This is a genomic window from Sinorhizobium glycinis (assembly GCF_001651865.1).
Taxonomy (GTDB): Bacteria; Pseudomonadota; Alphaproteobacteria; order Rhizobiales; family Rhizobiaceae; genus Sinorhizobium; species Sinorhizobium glycinis.
The window spans coordinates 527,482-543,571 of sequence record NZ_LPUX01000053.1 but is presented as its reverse complement, the minus strand read 5'-3'; the positions used below and the strand labels follow the sequence as shown (position 1 = coordinate 543,571).

Below are 16,090 nucleotides of genomic sequence, written 5' to 3'. Positions count from 1 at the left end.
TGCAACGTGTCTGGCAATGTGTCTCGCCATCTTCTCGCAATGTCTATCCTTTTGGTCGTCGCCGGCTGTAACAAGACGCAAGACGGCGGCTCCATCGAAGCGGGCGGCAATGCGAACGCGCCGACGCCGGCCGTGATCCAGGCGGCCTGCCCGCCGGTGACGCTGAGAGACGGCACCGCCTCCTATCGCACCTATGCGAAGGGCGGCAAGGACGACCCGACCAAGGTCGTCTACCAGGCGTCCCTTGCCGATACCACGCGGCAATGCGTGCAGAGCGCAGACTCCCTGACCGTGACGGTCGTCGCCCAGGGCCGCGTCGTGGCCGGCCCCGCCGGCGGTCCGGGCAAGCTGACCATGCCGATCCGCGTGGCGGCGACCGACGGAGAAAAGACGCTCTATTCCGAACTGACGCAATATCCGGTCGAGGTCCCGCCGGGCAGCACGAACACGCAATTCGTCTTCACCAAGGCGGATGTCACGCTCCCGGCCGGCGCCGGATCGGACGCCAAGATCTTCATCGGCTTCGACGAGGGACCGCAGAAGGCGAAGCAGTAGCCGGTTCGGGGCCCTGCGAAATCAAATCGCAGGTTTCTGCTCATCCCACGCTTGATGCGCAACGCCGGAGCACAGCCCCGGCGCTGCATTTTCCGTTGACGCTCGCTCACTCCGCCGCGACGCTCTTGCCGGCTTCCCACTTGTAGAGCGAGAAGCTCGGAGAGGTGAGGTCGCCGGCTTCGCCGTAGGTCAGCTTGCCGATGGCGGTGTCGATCGCCTCGCCGGATTTGATCGCAGTCGCAACGGCTGTCGCGTCCTCGGCGGAGCCCGCCTTCTCGATGCCAGCCTTGATGACCTGAACGGCGGCGTAGGCATTGAGCGTGAAGGCTTCGGCGGGAATATTCTTGGCATTCAGGGCCTCGATCACCGGGGCTGCGGCCGGGTGGCGGGTCGCGTCGCTGGCATTCGTGTAGATCGTCCCCTCGGCAGCGTTTCCGCCGATCGCCCAGAACTCGGTATTGGAAAGGCCGTCGCCGCCGATCAGCTGCGCATTGACGCCCTGGTCGCGCATCTGGCGGATCATCAGGCCGGCCTCGGCGTGATAGCCGCCGAAATAGACGACGTCGACATTCTCGGCCTTGAGGCGTGTGACGATGGCGCTGAAGTCCTTCTCGCCGGGGTTCAAGCCTTCGTAAACGACTTCCGTGATGCCGCCTGAATTGATTGCCGCCTTGAAGCCGTCGGCAAGGCCCTTGCCATAGGCACCCTTGTCGTGCAGCACGGCGATGCGCTTGTCCTTGAGGTTCTTGACGACATAATCGGCGGCGACGACGGCCTGCTGGTCGTCGCGGCCGCAGGTCCGCAGCACGTTCCACAGCCCCCGTGTGGTCAGGTCCGGCGTGGTCGCCGTCGGCGTGACCATCAGGATGCCGTTCTCGGCGAGCACGTCGGATGCCGGCATGGCGGTGCCGGAGAGCACCGGCCCGACGACATAGCGCACCCCTTCGCCGGCAAGCTGGTTCGAGACGGAGACGGATTGCTTGGGCTCACCGGCATCGTCGACGATCTTGATGACGATCTTCTCGCCCTTGATGCCGCCGGCGTTGTTGATGGCTTCGACGGCTGCTTCGGCACCGTTCTTCACCTGCTCGCCAAAGGCCGCGACCGGGCCGGTGAGCGGCGTGATCACGCCGAGCGTGATGTCGGCATGGGCGAGGGGCGCGAAGGCGACACCGGCAGCCAGGGTCATTCCGGTCCATAGTGAAAGGCGCATGGTGCTTCCTCCTTTGAAAATTGGCTTCGATGATAGTCTTGATATAGCCCGCGCGAGCCGTCCGAAAAGTCGCTGATTTTTGGAGAACGCCATACGTCTTCGACGCGGCATGCCCGTCGTTTCGCGCGCCGAATCTTTGACTGGCGTTCACGGTCGTTCGAACGCTCTTGGCGCTGGCGATCGCCGGAGCAAAACGCGATGGGGCAGGTGATCGGTGAGGATCAGGCCGTCAGGGACTCGGCCCATTCGGCAAGCGCGGCAATGACGCCCGGCAGAGCGGCCATCCGCGAGATGACGGTCTCGGCGCCGGCCTCCGTCAGCTTGTCGGCATGCGCCGGATAGGTGTGCGCGCCGCCCGTGAAGCCGACGACGCGCATGCCGGCGGCGCGGGCCCCATGGACGCCATGCACCGAATCCTCGATGACGAGAACGCGTGCCGGATCGGCGCCCAACTGGACGGCACCATGCAGGAAGATATCCGGTTTCGGCTTGACCCGGTCGGGGCCCAGATCACGCGCCGAATAGATGTGTTTGCCGAAATGATCCTTGATACCGACCTTCCCGAGCATCGTCGCCAGCCGTGCGGAGGTCGAGTTCGAGCAGATGCAGTGCGGCAGCGTCAGCTGCAACAGCATGGGTTTGACGCCGTCGATGATCTTGACGTCGCGGGCGAGCCGTTTGTCGAGGATGGTGTCGACGCGGTCGATCAATGAGGCGGAAAGCGGGATACTGGCTTCCTTCTCGATTGCCAGCAGGGTGTCGCGCCAGGTCATGCCGGCAAAGCGCTCGCTCATCTCTTCGACGCTGATCGGGTAACCGGCCTCGGTCAGAAGTGCGGCCTCGACTTCCGAGGCGATGATTTCCGAATCGACGAGAACGCCGTCGCAATCGAAGATGATGAGGTCGAAACCGGTCATTTTGCATCCTTGGGAGAGGCGCCGCCGGCAGGGGAGGAGGCTGAATGCGGCGCGGAAATAGGGTTCCGGCAGATTTATATGATGGCGGATCAAAGCTCAACCTTTGGAAATCGCCCTGCGGAAGTTGTGCCTTGCTCGACAGGCCCCGGCTGCGCCTCTATCTGTAGCGCATGACAAACGAACGCGACGACACGATTGCAAGCCGGATCAGCCGGGCGCTCGCCGAGAGGATCATCTCCGGGACGCTATCTCCGGGCGAGCGGTTGCGTCAGGACCATGTTGCCGAGGAGTTCGGCGCCAGCCATGTGCCCGTGCGCGAGGCCTTCCGACGCCTGGAGGCGCAAGGGCTTGCCGTCAGCGAGCCGCGCCGCGGCGTGCGTGTCGCTTCCTTCGATCTCAAGGAGGTGCGCGAGGTGGCCGAGATGCGCGCGGCGCTGGAGGTGCTGGCGCTCCGGCATGCCATACCCCACCTGGCGCCGGTCATTCTCGATCGCGCCGAGGCGGCCACCGCCGCGGCGGACAGATCCCGCGACGTGCGCAGCTGGGAGGCGGCAAACCGCGCTTTTCACCGCCTGATCCTCGAGCCCTGCGCCATGCCGCGGCTGCTTGCCGCGATCGACGACCTTCATGCGGCAAGCGCCCGTTTCCTCTTCTCCGCCTGGCGCTCCAGCTGGGAGGCGCGCACCGATCACGACCACCGCGCCATACTCGCGGCCCTGCGCCAGGGCAGGGGCGAGGAGGCTGCCTCGATCCTCGAGCGCCATGTCGGCTGGATCGGCAAGACGCCGGTCAAGACCGCAGGCGGGGAAGTCCGTGAAGCCTTTTCTATCGTCGGATAGCCCCGACCTGCCGTAGACTGCGAGTTTGGATATCGGTTCGAGGTGCGACATTCCATGGTTCGCTTGCGCGGCCATCATCTCCTGTGCCTGCTGACCTTCGTCGGCGAGGGCTACACCCCCGCGTTCACCCGCAACTATCTTAGGATCGCCGGCCGCATATCGTCCGGTGAGGCGATCGAAATCGTCGAAGGACCGGACGATATCTGCGCTCCTATGCTGGATGTGCCCGAGGCCCATTGCCGGAACGACAGCACCCTTGATCGCGACGAGAAGGCCCTGGCCGCCGTCGCCGACTTGCTTGGCCTGTCGCTCACACCCGGCTCGATACTTCGTCTAGACAGCGAGCGCTTGGAGCGCTTGCGTGCCGCGTTCGCTGCAGGCTCGGTCCGCGCTGCCTGCGAGGAATGCGAATGGGCGCAGTTTTGCACACGGATCGCGCGCGACGGCTTCGCCGACGCGCTCGTCAAGGCCAAGCGGTTATAGCGGAAAGAGCTCCAGGAAGGCTTTTTCGCCCCTATCCGTGAAGCGGATGGCGCGGCTGTTCTGCTCCCGCTTGGCCCAGCCCTTGTCGATGAAAAGCCTGAGCAGCGCCTCGCCGAGCGAGCCGGCGAGATGCGAACGGCGTTCACTCCAGTCAAGGCAGGTTCGGCAGATCGGCCGGCGGGATTTTTGAAGCGCGGGATAGTCGATGCCGAGCGCCTCGATCCGATCCCGGCCTGCATCGGTCAAAGCGAGGTCCTCTCCGGTTACTTCGATCTGACGGGCGGCGATCAGGCTGTCCAGCAGGCGCACGCCATAATCGCCGGCGAGATGATTGTAGCAGACGCGCGCCTTGCGCAGCGCCGGGTCCTTCGGCCCCGGCCGATGCCGCGTCAGACCGCGGCTCGCCGCGAAACCCATGAGGCTTTCGAGCATCAGCCCGACCTCGTCTTCCGCCAAGGCGTAGTAGCGATGCCGTCCCTGCTTGCGCTGCGTCAGCAATCCACCGGCCTCGAGCTTGGCAAGATGCGAGCTTGCGGTCTGTAGCGTGATGCCGGCATGAGCGGCAAGCTCGGTCGGCGTCAGCGCCTGGCCGCCCATCAGCGCGGTCAGCATGTTGGCGCGCGCCGGATCGCCGATCAGCGATCCGATGAGGGCAATGTCAGGACCTTCCTTCATGCTTCGATCGTAGTCGAAGCATCCGGGCGCGACAAGCGGGCATGATGCTACTGCATGTTTCCTTAAATCGTAGCCGATTTAAGGATAAAAACATGCAGCAAATCAAAGTGCTACAGCGACCTTTGCGCGTCTGAAAAGACGCGCGGCGCTGTAGTCATCAAGAAGGAGAAAACCATGCTCACCTGCTTCATCCGCTACGAGATCGACCCGTTCCGAAAGGATGATTTCGCCACCTATGCCCGCAACTGGGGCGAGGCCATCCCACGCTGCGGCGCCGATCTCATCGGCTATTTCGGTCCGCACGAAGGCTCGGCGACCACCGCCTACGGCGCGTACAACATCGAAAGCCTCGCCGCCTACGAGGCCTACCGGGCGCGTCTTGCCGCCGATCCGCTCGGTCGCGAGAATTACGAGTTCGCCCGGCGTGAGCGCTTCATCCTCAAGGAGGATCGCATCTTCCTGAAGAACGTCTCGCTGCCGCATGGAAAGGAATGACGCGATGATCGCAGTGATTTTCGAGGTCCTGCCCGCCGAGGAGAAGCGCGACACCTATCTCGGCCTTGCCGCCGACCTGCGACCGCTTCTGGACGATATCGACGGCTTCATCTCGATCGAGCGGTTCCAGAGCCTTGCCGATCCGAACAAGCTGCTGTCGCTCTCCTTCTGGAGGGATGAAGAGGCGGTGAAGGCCTGGCGAAACGGCGCCGAGCATCGCGCGGCGCAGGCGGCGGGGAGGGCCGGCGTCTTTGCCGACTATCGGTTGAGGATCGCCGCGGTCGTCCGCGACTATGGCCTCAATGAGCGCCACGAGGCGCCGGAGGACAGCCGGCAATGGCATGAGGGGAACGCGGCTTGAACGAAGAGGCGTGGGCAGCGCCGCAAATTTTCCCGGACGGCCTTCAGGCTTTGGTAACCATCTTCGGTAACCATAAGTGCTATAGTCAGTCCCGAGTAAGCGTATTTGCGAGTTGCCCATGTCTTCAGTTGTTTCGCTTGCCGAAATCTCCCGCACCGCCCGTCCGTTGAGCTGGCTGGACAGCATCATCAAGGGCGATTGCGTGGCCGCGCTGAACGCGCTTCCCGACAATTCGGTCGACGTCGTCTTCGCCGACCCGCCTTACAACCTGCAGCTCGGCGGCATGCTGCACCGGCCCGACCAGTCGCTGGTCGATGCCGTTGACGACGAATGGGATCAGTTCGCTTCCTTCGAGGCCTATGATGCCTTCACCCGCGCCTGGCTGCTTGCCTGCCGCCGCGTGCTGAAACCGACCGGGACGCTATGGGTGATCGGCTCCTACCACAATATCTTCCGGGTCGGCGCGATCCTGCAGGACCTGCATTTCTGGATCCTGAACGACATCATCTGGCGCAAGACCAATCCGATGCCGAACTTCAAGGGCCGCCGCTTCCAGAACGCCCATGAGACCCTGATCTGGGCGACGCCGAATGCCAAGGCCAAGGGCTACACCTTTAATTACGAAGCAATGAAGGCCGCGAACGACGACGTGCAGATGCGTTCCGACTGGCTGTTCCCGATCTGCTCCGGGTCCGAGCGGCTGAAGGGCGATGACGGCAAGAAGGTGCATCCGACCCAGAAGCCGGAAGCTCTGCTTGCCCGGATCCTGATGGCCTCGACCAAGCCTGGCGACGTTGTGCTCGACCCGTTCTTCGGCTCCGGCACCACAGGCGCCGTCGCCAAGCGCCTCGGCCGCCATTTCGTCGGCATCGAGCGCGAGCAGGATTATATCGATGCTGCCGCCGAACGCATCGCCGCTGTCGAGCCGCTCGGCAAGGCGACGCTCTCGGTCATGACCGGCAAGAAGGCAGAACCGCGCGTCGCCTTCAATACGCTTGTCGAGAGCGGGCTGATCAAGCCGGGCACGGTTCTGACCGACGCCAAGCGCCGCTACAGCGCGATCGTGCGCGCCGACGGTACGCTTGCCTCCGGCGGCGAGGCCGGTTCGATCCACCGCCTCGGCGCCAAGGTGCAGGGCCTCGATGCCTGCAACGGATGGACGTTCTGGCATTTCGAAGAGGGGAACACCCTGAAGCCCATCGACGAACTCAGATCCGTCATTCGAAATGACCTGGCAAAACTGAACTGATCAACCAGTTCCGCTCAGGTCCTTCGAAAAGCGCTCCTTCCGGTTTTGTGCCTTCAGTCCCGGTCGGAGAGCTTTAAACGCCCGGAATCCGAGGAGGATTCCGGGCGTTTGTATATGATGTGCCGCGAGGATTTGCCCCTCATCCGGCCTGCCGGCCACCTTCTCCCCGCAGGCGGGGAGAAGGGGCATGCCGCGCCGCCTCGTCCCCTCTCCCGCCTGCGGTAAGAGGGCTAGTCCTCGGGTTAAACCCGAGGAGAGGGGCAATCGCACACGCGTCGGCTACAATCAAAGGAAGAAATCGTCGACCCGCAGGCTGGTGACGCCGTTCACCTTGATCTGGAAGTCGGCATAGCCGTCGCCGTTGACGTCGCCGGACAGGATGCCGGAGCGGAAGTTCAGCTGGCCGGCGTCTCCCGAAAAGGCGCTGCCGCCGATGAAGGTGAATTGCTGGTTGCCGCTCCAGGTCGTGTCGGCGTCGATCGTCGACAGGTCGATCACGTCAAATTCCGAACGGTGGAAGTCGCTGATCACGTCGCGCCTGGTGCCGACCACCGATTCGCCGATCGAATTGAAATCGAAGCTGTCGGTGCCGGTCCCGCCGACCAGGTAGTCGAAGCCCGTGCCGCCGCGCAGAATATCGGCGCCGGAGCCGCCGTAGAGGTCGTCGTCGCCGCTGCCGCCGTCGAGGAAATCGTCGCCGGCGAGGCCCTCGAGAATGTCGTGGCCACCGAGGCCGCGCAGCGTGTTGGCAACAGAGCTGCCGGTGATGTCGTCATGGCCGTAGTTCGTGCCCGTGGCGTTCTCGATGCTGATCAGGTCCTCGCGCCGGCCGCTGCCGGTGGTGGCGTATTTATAGCCGAGGTCGATCGTGACACCCTTGCCGCGCTCCGAGCTCCAGTCGTCCTGGAACTGATAGCTGATCGCGTCGATGCCGGTGCCGCCGTTGAAGTAGTTGTTGAAGCCGGCCGAGAGGAAGGTGTCGTTGCCGCTCTCGCCGTAATAGTCGCTGGCATAGCCGTCGATCTCGAAGCGGTCGTTGCCGCTGCCGCCATAGACGACGTCGTAGGAGCTGGTGTCGCGGGCCCGGATGTCGGCGACATAGATATCGTTGCCGGCACCCATGTAAATATCGTTGCCGCCTTCGTAGGAGTTCACCACCAGGTCGTGGCCGTAGCCAGCATCGACATAGTTGTATCCGCCGTAGCTGTCGGTCCTGTTCAGGTAGATGTCGTCGTCACCGTCATACCCGTAGATTTCGACCTCGATATAGCTGTTCTGCTTGAGGATATCGGCGTAGTTCGTACCGTAGATGCGCGTGACCATTGCTCGACCTTTCTAGTGAAGGCGTTGAAATCTAACGCGGATCATGGAGCAATGAAGCTGAATGGTGGGTGAACCGATTGCGGCGTTTTCGTGAATTGGCCGGGGCCTTTCCGTGGCGGAAGCCTACGGCTGGGCCACGGAAGCCTCCGCCGTGGCCATGCCATGAAGACCAGCCAGGGGTTGCACGCCATAGGCCGCCAGATCGGCCCTCAGCCTCTGTGCATCGGTGAAATGGATGGCATGCCAGCCGGCGGCCCGGGCGCCTTCGACATTGGCCAGGCTGTCGTCGATGAAGACCGTCGCGGCGGGCTCCAGGCCGAAGCTTCGGGCGTGTGTCCTGTAGATTTCGATGTCCGGCTTGATCAGCCCGACATCGCCCGAAACGGTGACGCCGCGCGGCAGCGTGAGGAAGGGGAAGCGCTTCTGCGCCTCGCGAAACGTATCGGAAGCGAAATTGGTCAGCATCGTCACGTCACGACCTTCGGCAATCAGGCGTTCCATCAGCTCGACCGTTTCCAGATAGGCATGCGGCACCATTTCGTGCCAGTGGCGGCGGAAGGCGCGGATCTGCTCCTCCCGCTCCGGATGATCCTGGATCAACAGCGCCTCGGCCTCTTCCCAGGAACGGCCGCGGTCCTGCTCGATGTTCCAGTCATGGGTGCAGACATTCGCGAAGAACCAGCTGCGTTCCGCCTCGTCCGGGATGATCCGGGAGTAGGGGATATGCGGGTCGTAGTGGATCAGCACCTTGCCGATGTCGAATACGATGTGGCGGATGTCGACGATGCTCATTGGGAATTCCTGAAGTGTTATCCGTAGAGTGGGACACGGAGCGTAACGAACTTGCTTTACACAGGTTTGAACGCGTGCGGTATAGCCTGCGCGATTGCTTTTTTCATGACGGTCGGCAGCGCCTGCCGCTTCAGCGACGCGATCGGCTCCCACCAGCCCTCGGCACACGCGACGGCCTGCGCGACTTTCGCCCGGTAGACCGAGAGGTGCAGCTCGAAATGCGTGAAGACATGGGTGATCGTGCCGCAGGCCTCCCAGGCCGCGGCGAAGGGCTGCGCGTCGATCGAGGTGTCGCCGTCGCGACGTGCGGTCCAGCCCGTGCCTGGCACTTCCGTCATGCCGCCAAGGAGTCCGGAAGCGGCCCGCTTGCGCAGATAGACGGCGTCGGAACTATCGATCGCGACGAAGGCGGCGCCGAGGCGCAGCGGCTTTTCCTTCCTTCCCGCCTTGCGGGGAAATGTCTCGGGGTCGGCGATCGTGAGCGCGCGACAGCTGCCGCCGAAGGGACAGAGCGCGCAGGCGGGGCGCTTCGGCGTGCAGATCTTCGCGCCGAGGTCCATCATCGCCTGGGCGAAGTCGCCCGGCCGGTTGGAGGGCGTCAGTTCCGAGACGAGCCGTCGCATTTCAGGCTTGGCTGCGGGCAGCGGCGTCTCGATCGCATGGAGGCGGGAAATCACCCGCTCGACATTGCCGTCGAGCACGGCGCTCTTGCGGTTGAAGGCGATGGCCGCGATCGCGGCCGCCGTATAGTCGCCGACGCCGGGAAGGGCCTTCAGTCCTTCCTCGGTTTCCGGGAAGCGGCCGCCATGCTCGCGCGCCACCGCCTCTGCGCATTTCTTCAGGTTGCGCGCCCGGGCGTAGTAGCCGAGCCCGGCCCAGGCCCTCATCACGTCTTCGGTCTCGGCGGCGGCGAGATTTTCCACCGTCGGCCACAGCGTCAGAAACTTGTCGAAATAGGCCTTCACCGCCTGCACCGTGGTCTGTTGCAGCATGACTTCGGAGAGCCAGACATGATAGGGGTCGGCAAGGGCGCCGCGCGCCGCCATCGGCGGCGAGACACGCCAGGGCAGATCGCGGTGGTGGCGGTCGTACCAGTCGAGCAGAAGGGTGGCGGCTTCGGTCGCCTTCAGGGTATTGAGCGTCATTTGCCGGGGAGTCCTTTTCCGGCCTATACTTGGCCGACACCCGCTCGGGCTTCAAGGCTCGATCAAGGGTCAGGACCTATTAAATTCATCCGTTCTGCGCGGCGGCTTTCGTGTCTGACTAGGAGGGAAGATGCAGGAAATGCCAAACATTTTCAAATCTTCCCGACGCGGTCAGGCGCGAAATCCGCCCTTCGGGTTCAGGTCCATGGGCCGCCTGATCGAAAACAATGCTCGACAAGACCTCCGGGTCTTGCCTTGCGCTTGTTTTCTTCCATCCAATCCCATGGACCTGAACAGAACGGATGAATTTAATAGGTCCTGACCCTAAGTTGCGAACAGAAAGGCGTTCCGGTGAGTGAAGCGAAATCCCGCAAGGGCGTCGTCCAGATCAGCGAGGTCGCGAACGGCCTGATCGATCCGGTGCTGGCCAAGCGGGCCGGCATCAGCACGATGCTGCTCGGCTCCTGGGACGAGATCGCCGGCGCCGAATTTGCCGATTGCACGCGGCCGGAAAAGATCGCCTGGCCACGCCGCGCCTCCGAGATCGGCGGCGAAGGCGGCCACCAGCCCGGCGTGCTGACGGTCGCCTGCGAAGGCGCGAGGGCACTGTTTCTCACCCATGCGCAGGGCGAACTGATCCAGCGCATCAACGGCTTCTTCGGCTTTTATGCGATTGGCCAGCTGCGCATCGTCCAGAAGCCGGTCGCCGCTCCGCCCAAGCCCTACCGCCGGCCGCGACCGCTGACCGGCGAACGGGCCCGCCGGCTCGATACCCTGGTGGAGGGCATCGAGAGCCAGGCGCTGAAGACGGCGCTGAAACGGCTCGGCACGGCCGTGTTCTCGCAGCGACGAAAATAGCAATCATCAAGGGGTCACAATTGTTTGAATTCAGTTGAGGCGCCACCCCTTGTCGCCTCGCATTGAGCAAGTTATCGAAATCACACTTCAATTCTCCCCTCGTAGAACACAGGTCCTGTCCATGTCCGCTTCGAAAAAAAGCCTTCCGAACCGCCTGCTGAGTGGTGTCGCCGTCGCGGCGATATCCCTGGTGCTCGCGGCCTGCAGCGATGAGATGAAGGAGGCTTCCAAGGCGCCGGCCGAAACATCTGCGAGCGCGGATGCGACGACCACCGCCTCCACTGCGCAACCGGCCGCTTCGAGCCAGGCAAAGCCGGCCGGCACCGAGGTCGCACAGGCTTCCGCCCCGGCCGCCAAGGCCGAGCTGCCGCAGTCGGAAGGCAGTGTCGACGTGCAGAAGCTGATGGAGCCCGGCGCGCTGCCGGAAATGGCACTGGGGGAGGCGAATGCGCCGGTGACGATCGTCGAATACATGTCGATGACCTGCCCGCACTGCGCCAACTTCCACAACAAGACCTTCGACGCCATCAAGGCGAAATACATCGATAGCGGCAAGGTGCGCTTCATCGTCCGCGAGTTCCCCTTCGACCCGCGCGCCGCGGCAGCCTTCATGCTGGCGCGATGCGCACCGGAGGGACAGTATTTCCCGATGATCTCCATGCTGTTCAAGCAGCAGGAACAATGGGCCGCCGCGGAAAACGGCCGCGATGCACTGCTGCAGATGTCGAAACTCGCCGGTTTTACACAGGAGAGCTTCGAGGCCTGCTTGACGAACCAAAAACTTCTGGATGATGTGAACGCAGTCATGCAGCGCGGCGCCAACGAGTTCGGGGTGAAATCGACGCCGACCTTTTTCGTGAACGGCGAGCACTATTCGGGGGACATGTCGGTTGACGTTCTGTCGGCCCTCATCGACAGCAAGCTCTGATCCTTCGCTTTTTCGGAATGCGGGCGACGGCGGCAGCCGTGCGCCCGTTTTTCTTGTTGGGAGCTTGCAGCAGGAGAGGTTGATGCATGCCTCACGCTGATGTCCCGCAAAAAGCTCGTGCCAATGCTCGCCGCATGCGCGCAACTCTGACGGACGCCGAGCTGAAGCTCTGGAACGAGTTGCGCGCGCATCGATTGATGGGCCTAGCTTTTCGCCGGCAGGTTCCGATTGCGCGTTACATTGTCGATTTTGCTTGCCCGGCACATCGGCTGATCGTCGAAGTCGATGGTTCGCAGCATGCGAGACCAGACGATGCCGATTACGATAGGGACCGTACTCTGCGTCTGGAGGCGGCTGGCTGGACTGTCCTGCGTTTCTGGAACGACGACGTGCTGCGCGACATCGACAATGTGTGCGAGCATATCGTTCGGGTAATCGGGAAGGGGACTTTCGAGTGATGAGCTCGTGGCCCACCCCCCTCTGCCCTGCCGGGCATCTCCCCCGCAAGGGGGGAGATCGGCAAGCGGCAATGTCCCGCTCAACCAAATACCTCCCGCTTGGATCGATCACTCCAGTTTCGGTCTCTTCGATCTTGATGTGGCGGAAAACCATGCGTCTTGCCAATCTCCCCCCTTGCGGGGGAGATGCCCGGCAGGGCAGAGGGGGGTGCAGCGCGGTCGCGGCACAGGACAGAGGGGGGTATTGCCCCCGATGAAGTTCAACAAGCTGCGCCTGCTCGGCTTCAAGTCCTTCGTCGAGCCGACGGAATTCATCATCGAGCGTGGGTTGACCGGCGTCGTCGGGCCGAACGGCTGCGGCAAGTCGAATCTCGTCGAGGCGCTCCGCTGGGTCATGGGCGAGAACTCCTACAAGAACATGCGTGCCTCCGGCATGGACGACGTGATCTTTTCCGGGTCGGGCAACCGGCCGGCGCGCAACACGGCGGAAGTCGGGCTCTATCTCGACAATAGCGACCGCACGGCGCCCGCCGCCTTCAATGACAGCGACGAGATCCAGGTGACGCGCCGTATCGAACGCGAGCAGGGATCGGTCTACCGCATCAACGGCAAGGAGGCGCGGGCGAAGGACGTCCAGCTGCTCTTCGCCGACGCTTCGACGGGCGCCCGTTCGCCGTCGATGGTCGGGCAGGGGCGGATCGGCGAGCTGATCGCCGCGAAGCCCCAGGCGCGCCGGCAATTGCTCGAAGAGGCCGCCGGTATTTCCGGCCTGCATTCGCGCCGCCACGAGGCGGAATTGCGCCTCAAGGCGGCGGAGACGAATCTCGAACGGCTCGACGACGTTACCTCGCAGCTCGAAAGCCAGATCGAAAGCCTGAAGCGCCAGTCGCGGCAGGCCAACCGCTTCAAGATGCTGTCGGCGGAAATCCGCCGGCACGAGGCGATCCTGTTCCACATCCGCTGGGTACAGGCCAAGGAGGCGGAAGCCGAGGCGACCAGCCAGTTGAACCAGATCACCGCGCTCGTCGCCGAGAAGGCCCAGGCGCAGATGGAGGCGGCCAAGGACCAGGCGATCGCCAGCCTCAAGCTGCCGGAGCTGCGCGAGAACGAGGCGAAGCTTGCTGCGGCGCTGCAGCGCCTGCAGATCGCCCGTGCGCAGCTCGAGGAGGATGCCGGGCGGATCCTGCGCCGTCGCGACGAATTGCAGCGGCGGCTCTCGCAGCTTGCCGAGGACATCGCCCGCGAGGAACGGCTTATCGCCGACAATGCCGGCATTCTCGCCCGCCTTGATCAGGAGGAAGAAGAACTCAGGGAGGTGCTGGCCGAGGCGGACGACCGCGCCGCGGAAGCCCGAGAACGGCTGGAAGAAGCCAATGACAAGCTTTCCGGCAGTGAGGCGGAACTCGCCCGGCTGACCGCCGAGCGCGCCGAAGCGCAAGCGGCGCGCAATCAGCTCGACAGGACGCTGCGCGATCTTTCCGAGCGGCAGGCGCGGCTTGCCCGCCAGCTTTCCGATCAGATGCGGGACCTCGAAGGCCTCGACCGCCAGATGGCGGCACTTCCCGACCCGCACGAGAAGCAGGGGCAGGTGGAGGCCGCGGAGGCGGCACTGGAAGAGGCCGAGGCGGTGGTCGTCGCCGTTGAGGAGAGCCTTGCCGAAGCGCGAGCCGAAGAAGCGGCCGCCCGCCCGCCCGTGGACCAGGCGCGGGCACGGCAGAACGGCATCGAGACGGAGGCCCGTACGATCCGCCGTATGCTGGAAGCTTCCGGCGCCAGCGCATATCCGGCGGTCGTCGAGGACATGAGGGTCGAGCGCGGCTTCGAGACGGCGCTCGGCGCCGCACTGGGCGACGATCTCGATTCGCCGCTGGAGCAGGCGGCGGCCTCACATTGGCGCATGCCCGGCGACCACGCGGAGGACCCTGCCTTGCCCGCGGGCACCCTGCCGTTGAGCGAGTACGTCCGCGCCCCGGACGCGCTCGGGCGCGCGCTTCGCCAGATCGGCATCGTCGAAAGCGAGGCCGACGCGGAACGCCTGATGCCGCTCTTGAGGACCGGCCAGCGGCTTGTGACGAAGGAAGGCGCGGTCTGGCGTTGGGATGGCCACGTCACCGGATCTGAGGCGCCGAGCGCCGCCGCTCTCCGTCTTGCCCAGAAGAACCGCCTTTCCGAGCTCGAGGCGGAGGCCGAGGAAGCGGCTGAAGCCCTGCGCCAGGCGGAGGCGGATCTCGCCGCTGCCGGCGCCCGCATCCGCGCCGAGGACGAGCGTCTGCGCCTTTCGCGCGATGCCCAGCGGATGATGTCCCGGCAGCTGGCCGCGGCGCGCGACGCTCTCGCCGCCGCCGAACGCGCCTCCGGCGACCTTGCCCGCCGCCGTGCCGTGCTCTCCGAAACGAAGCTGCAGCTTGAGGGCCAGGTCGAAGAGGCGGCCGAGCAGACCGAGGCGGCGAACGACGCGCTGGCCGAGGCGCCCGACCTTGCGGAACTGGAGTTGCAACTGCGCGCCCGGACGGCGGACGTCGCGGCGGACCGTGCCGCGGTTGCCGAAGCGCGTGCGACGCACGACGGTCTTGCCCGCGAAAACGAGGCGCGTCTGCGCCGCCTGAGCGCGATCGCCGGCGAGCGCGAGACCTGGGGGGCGCGCGCGGCGAGCGCCGAGGAGCACATCGCCACGCTCCGCGACCGCGAGGCGGAGGCGCGCGAGGAGGTCGAGGAACTTATCGACGCGCCCGATGAGTTCGAGGACAAGCGCCGCGCCCTGATGAACGAATTGCAGAAGGCGGAGGCGGCGCGCCGGCAGGCGGCCGACATTCTCGCCGACGCGGAGACCCGCCAGCGTGAAGCCGATCGCCTCGCGGCAACCGCACTATCGGAACTGGCGGAAGCGCGCGAAAAACGCGGCCGGGCCGAGGAGCGGCTCGTCTCGGCCCGCGAGCGGCGCGTCGAGATCGAGGCGCGTATCCAGGAGGCGCTTTCCTGCGCACCGCACGAGGCGATGCGGCTGACGGGGCTGGCCGCCGACGCGGCGCTTCCCGACATGCGCGCCGTCGAGCGCGAGCTCGAGCGTCTGAAGATCGAGCGGGAGCGTCTCGGCGCCGTCAACCTGCGCGCCGACGAGGAACAGAAGGAGCTTTCCGAACGGCTGGCGGCGCTTCTCAAGGAGCGCGACGACGTCATCGAGGCGATCCGCAAGCTCCGGAGCGCCATCCAGAACCTCAACCGCGAGGGGCGCGAGCGTCTGATTGCCGCCTTCGACGTGGTCAATGTTCAGTTCCAGCGGCTCTTCACACATCTCTTCGGCGGCGGCACGGCCGAACTGCAATTGATCGAGAGCGACGATCCCCTGGAGGCCGGCCTCGAAATCCTCGCCCGCCCGCCGGGCAAGAAGCCGCAGACGATGACGCTGCTTTCCGGCGGCGAGCAGGCGTTGACGGCAATGGCGCTGATCTTCGCCGTCTTCCTTACCAACCCGGCGCCGATCTGCGTACTCGACGAAGTCGACGCACCGCTCGACGACCACAATGTCGAGCGCTACTGCAACCTCATGGACGAGATGGCGGCCTCGACCGAGACGCGCTTCATCATCATCACCCATAACCCGATCACCATGGCCCGCATGAATCGGCTGTTCGGTGTCACCATGGCCGAGCAGGGCGTTTCGCAGCTCGTCTCCGTCGATCTGCAGACGGCCGAGCGCATGCGCGAAGCGGTCTGATCCTTCGTAGATTCCACACAACGATGCGTTGCTGCATTTTTGATGCACTGCAGCAAAAATCTTCGCCGAGTGCATTTTCAGCCT

At 64.5% G+C, this 16,090-nt stretch carries 16 protein-coding genes; 10 read left to right on the top strand and 6 right to left on the bottom strand.

Going from position 1 to position 16,090, the window contains the following annotated elements; translation table 11 throughout:
- Window positions 1-6: 6 nt before the first annotated feature.
- Entirely contained in the window at window positions 7-555 is a 549-nt protein-coding gene (locus AU381_RS07530) for a hypothetical protein (protein WP_064241849.1), read from the top strand.
- 106 nt (window positions 556-661) lie between these two features.
- Here AU381_RS07530 and AU381_RS07525 read toward each other — a convergent pair whose 3' ends face one another.
- Together AU381_RS07525 and AU381_RS07520 are read right to left on the bottom strand one after the other, a co-directional pair.
- A complete protein-coding gene (locus tag AU381_RS07525) occupies window positions 662-1,768 on the bottom strand; it encodes an ABC transporter substrate-binding protein (RefSeq protein ID WP_064241126.1) in 1,107 nt (368 codons plus the stop codon).
- Window positions 1,769-1,989: 221 nt separating this feature from the next.
- A complete protein-coding gene (locus tag AU381_RS07520; RefSeq protein WP_064241125.1) occupies window positions 1,990-2,685 on the bottom strand; it encodes an HAD family hydrolase in 696 nt (231 codons plus the stop codon).
- A 170-nt stretch (window positions 2,686-2,855) separates the two neighbouring features.
- Here AU381_RS07520 and AU381_RS07515 point away from each other — a divergent pair, with 170 nt between their 5' ends.
- Both AU381_RS07515 and AU381_RS07510 read left to right on the top strand, forming a co-directional pair.
- The gene (locus AU381_RS07515; protein WP_064241124.1) at window positions 2,856-3,524 is read left to right on the top strand and encodes a GntR family transcriptional regulator; all 669 of its coding nucleotides are present in this window, start codon (window positions 2,856-2,858) and stop codon (window positions 3,522-3,524) included.
- 54 nt (window positions 3,525-3,578) lie between these two features.
- Complete coding sequence (locus tag AU381_RS07510; protein WP_064241123.1) at window positions 3,579-4,007, top strand: DUF1284 domain-containing protein; 429 nt, start codon at window positions 3,579-3,581, stop codon at window positions 4,005-4,007.
- On the opposite strand, the gene AU381_RS07505 is transcribed toward AU381_RS07510, so the two are convergent.
- Window positions 4,002-4,682: a winged helix-turn-helix domain-containing protein gene (locus AU381_RS07505; protein WP_064241122.1), complete on the bottom strand. Its 681-nt coding sequence runs from the start codon at window positions 4,680-4,682 to the stop codon at window positions 4,002-4,004. The genes AU381_RS07510 and AU381_RS07505 overlap by 6 nt on opposite strands.
- Before the next feature lie 174 nt (window positions 4,683-4,856).
- On the opposite strand from AU381_RS07505, the gene AU381_RS07500 reads away from it, so the two are divergent.
- From AU381_RS07500 to AU381_RS07490, 3 genes are all read left to right on the top strand, one after another.
- A complete protein-coding gene (locus AU381_RS07500) occupies window positions 4,857-5,177 on the top strand; it encodes an NIPSNAP family protein (protein ID WP_064241121.1) in 321 nt (106 codons plus the stop codon).
- A 4-nt stretch (window positions 5,178-5,181) separates the two neighbouring features.
- Entirely contained in the window at window positions 5,182-5,538 is a 357-nt protein-coding gene (locus AU381_RS07495) for an antibiotic biosynthesis monooxygenase family protein (RefSeq protein ID WP_064241120.1), read from the top strand.
- 118 nt (window positions 5,539-5,656) lie between these two features.
- Entirely contained in the window at window positions 5,657-6,787 is a 1,131-nt protein-coding gene (locus AU381_RS07490; RefSeq protein WP_064241119.1) for a site-specific DNA-methyltransferase, read from the top strand.
- A gap of 285 nt (window positions 6,788-7,072) precedes the next feature.
- On the opposite strand, the gene AU381_RS07480 is transcribed toward AU381_RS07490, so the two are convergent.
- From AU381_RS07480 to mutY, 3 genes are all read right to left on the bottom strand, one after another.
- Entirely contained in the window at window positions 7,073-8,110 is a 1,038-nt protein-coding gene (locus tag AU381_RS07480) for a calcium-binding protein (RefSeq protein ID WP_064241117.1), read from the bottom strand.
- Between the two features lie 123 nt (window positions 8,111-8,233).
- Window positions 8,234-8,902, bottom strand: coding sequence for an HAD family hydrolase (locus tag AU381_RS07475; protein ID WP_064241116.1), 669 nt, complete (start codon window positions 8,900-8,902; stop codon window positions 8,234-8,236).
- A 56-nt stretch (window positions 8,903-8,958) separates the two neighbouring features.
- A complete protein-coding gene (gene mutY, locus AU381_RS07470) occupies window positions 8,959-10,047 on the bottom strand; it encodes an A/G-specific adenine glycosylase (RefSeq protein ID WP_064241115.1) in 1,089 nt (362 codons plus the stop codon).
- Window positions 10,048-10,398: 351 nt separating this feature from the next.
- On the opposite strand from mutY, the gene AU381_RS07465 reads away from it, so the two are divergent.
- The 4 genes from AU381_RS07465 (at window position 10,399) to smc (ending at window position 16,006) form a co-directional block, all read left to right on the top strand.
- A complete protein-coding gene (locus tag AU381_RS07465; protein ID WP_064241114.1) occupies window positions 10,399-10,905 on the top strand; it encodes a DUF721 domain-containing protein in 507 nt (168 codons plus the stop codon).
- Window positions 10,906-11,026: 121 nt separating this feature from the next.
- A complete protein-coding gene (locus AU381_RS07460; RefSeq protein WP_064241113.1) occupies window positions 11,027-11,833 on the top strand; it encodes a DsbA family protein in 807 nt (268 codons plus the stop codon).
- Window positions 11,834-11,919: 86 nt separating this feature from the next.
- The gene (locus tag AU381_RS07455) at window positions 11,920-12,291 is read left to right on the top strand and encodes an endonuclease domain-containing protein (protein ID WP_064241112.1); all 372 of its coding nucleotides are present in this window, start codon (window positions 11,920-11,922) and stop codon (window positions 12,289-12,291) included.
- A gap of 253 nt (window positions 12,292-12,544) precedes the next feature.
- Entirely contained in the window at window positions 12,545-16,006 is a 3,462-nt protein-coding gene (gene smc / locus AU381_RS07450; protein ID WP_064241111.1) for a chromosome segregation protein SMC, read from the top strand.
- Window positions 16,007-16,090: the final 84 nt, after the last annotated feature.

Excerpts from the sequence above, each read along its gene's own strand:
- AU381_RS07525 (WP_064241126.1), bottom strand. The coding sequence starts at position 1,768 with ATGCGCCTTTCACTATGGACCGGAATGACCCTGGCTGCCGGTGTCGCC.
- AU381_RS07455 (WP_064241112.1), top strand. The coding sequence starts at position 11,920 with ATGCCTCACGCTGATGTCCCGCAAAAAGCTCGTGCCAATGCTCGCCGC.
- AU381_RS07505 (WP_064241122.1), bottom strand. The coding sequence starts at position 4,682 with ATGAAGGAAGGTCCTGACATTGCCCTCATCGGATCGCTGATCGGCGAT.
- AU381_RS07480 (WP_064241117.1), bottom strand. The coding sequence starts at position 8,110 with ATGGTCACGCGCATCTACGGTACGAACTACGCCGATATCCTCAAGCAG.
- AU381_RS07475 (WP_064241116.1), bottom strand. The coding sequence starts at position 8,902 with ATGAGCATCGTCGACATCCGCCACATCGTATTCGACATCGGCAAGGTG.
- AU381_RS07500 (WP_064241121.1), top strand. The coding sequence starts at position 4,857 with ATGCTCACCTGCTTCATCCGCTACGAGATCGACCCGTTCCGAAAGGAT.
- AU381_RS07515 (WP_064241124.1), top strand. The coding sequence starts at position 2,856 with ATGACAAACGAACGCGACGACACGATTGCAAGCCGGATCAGCCGGGCG.
- AU381_RS07520 (WP_064241125.1), bottom strand. The coding sequence starts at position 2,685 with ATGACCGGTTTCGACCTCATCATCTTCGATTGCGACGGCGTTCTCGTC.
- AU381_RS07495 (WP_064241120.1), top strand. The coding sequence starts at position 5,182 with ATGATCGCAGTGATTTTCGAGGTCCTGCCCGCCGAGGAGAAGCGCGAC.
- smc (WP_064241111.1), top strand. The coding sequence starts at position 12,545 with ATGAAGTTCAACAAGCTGCGCCTGCTCGGCTTCAAGTCCTTCGTCGAG.
- AU381_RS07490 (WP_064241119.1), top strand. The coding sequence starts at position 5,657 with ATGTCTTCAGTTGTTTCGCTTGCCGAAATCTCCCGCACCGCCCGTCCG.
- AU381_RS07510 (WP_064241123.1), top strand. The coding sequence starts at position 3,579 with ATGGTTCGCTTGCGCGGCCATCATCTCCTGTGCCTGCTGACCTTCGTC.
- mutY (WP_064241115.1), bottom strand. The coding sequence starts at position 10,047 with ATGACGCTCAATACCCTGAAGGCGACCGAAGCCGCCACCCTTCTGCTC.
- AU381_RS07460 (WP_064241113.1), top strand. The coding sequence starts at position 11,027 with ATGTCCGCTTCGAAAAAAAGCCTTCCGAACCGCCTGCTGAGTGGTGTC.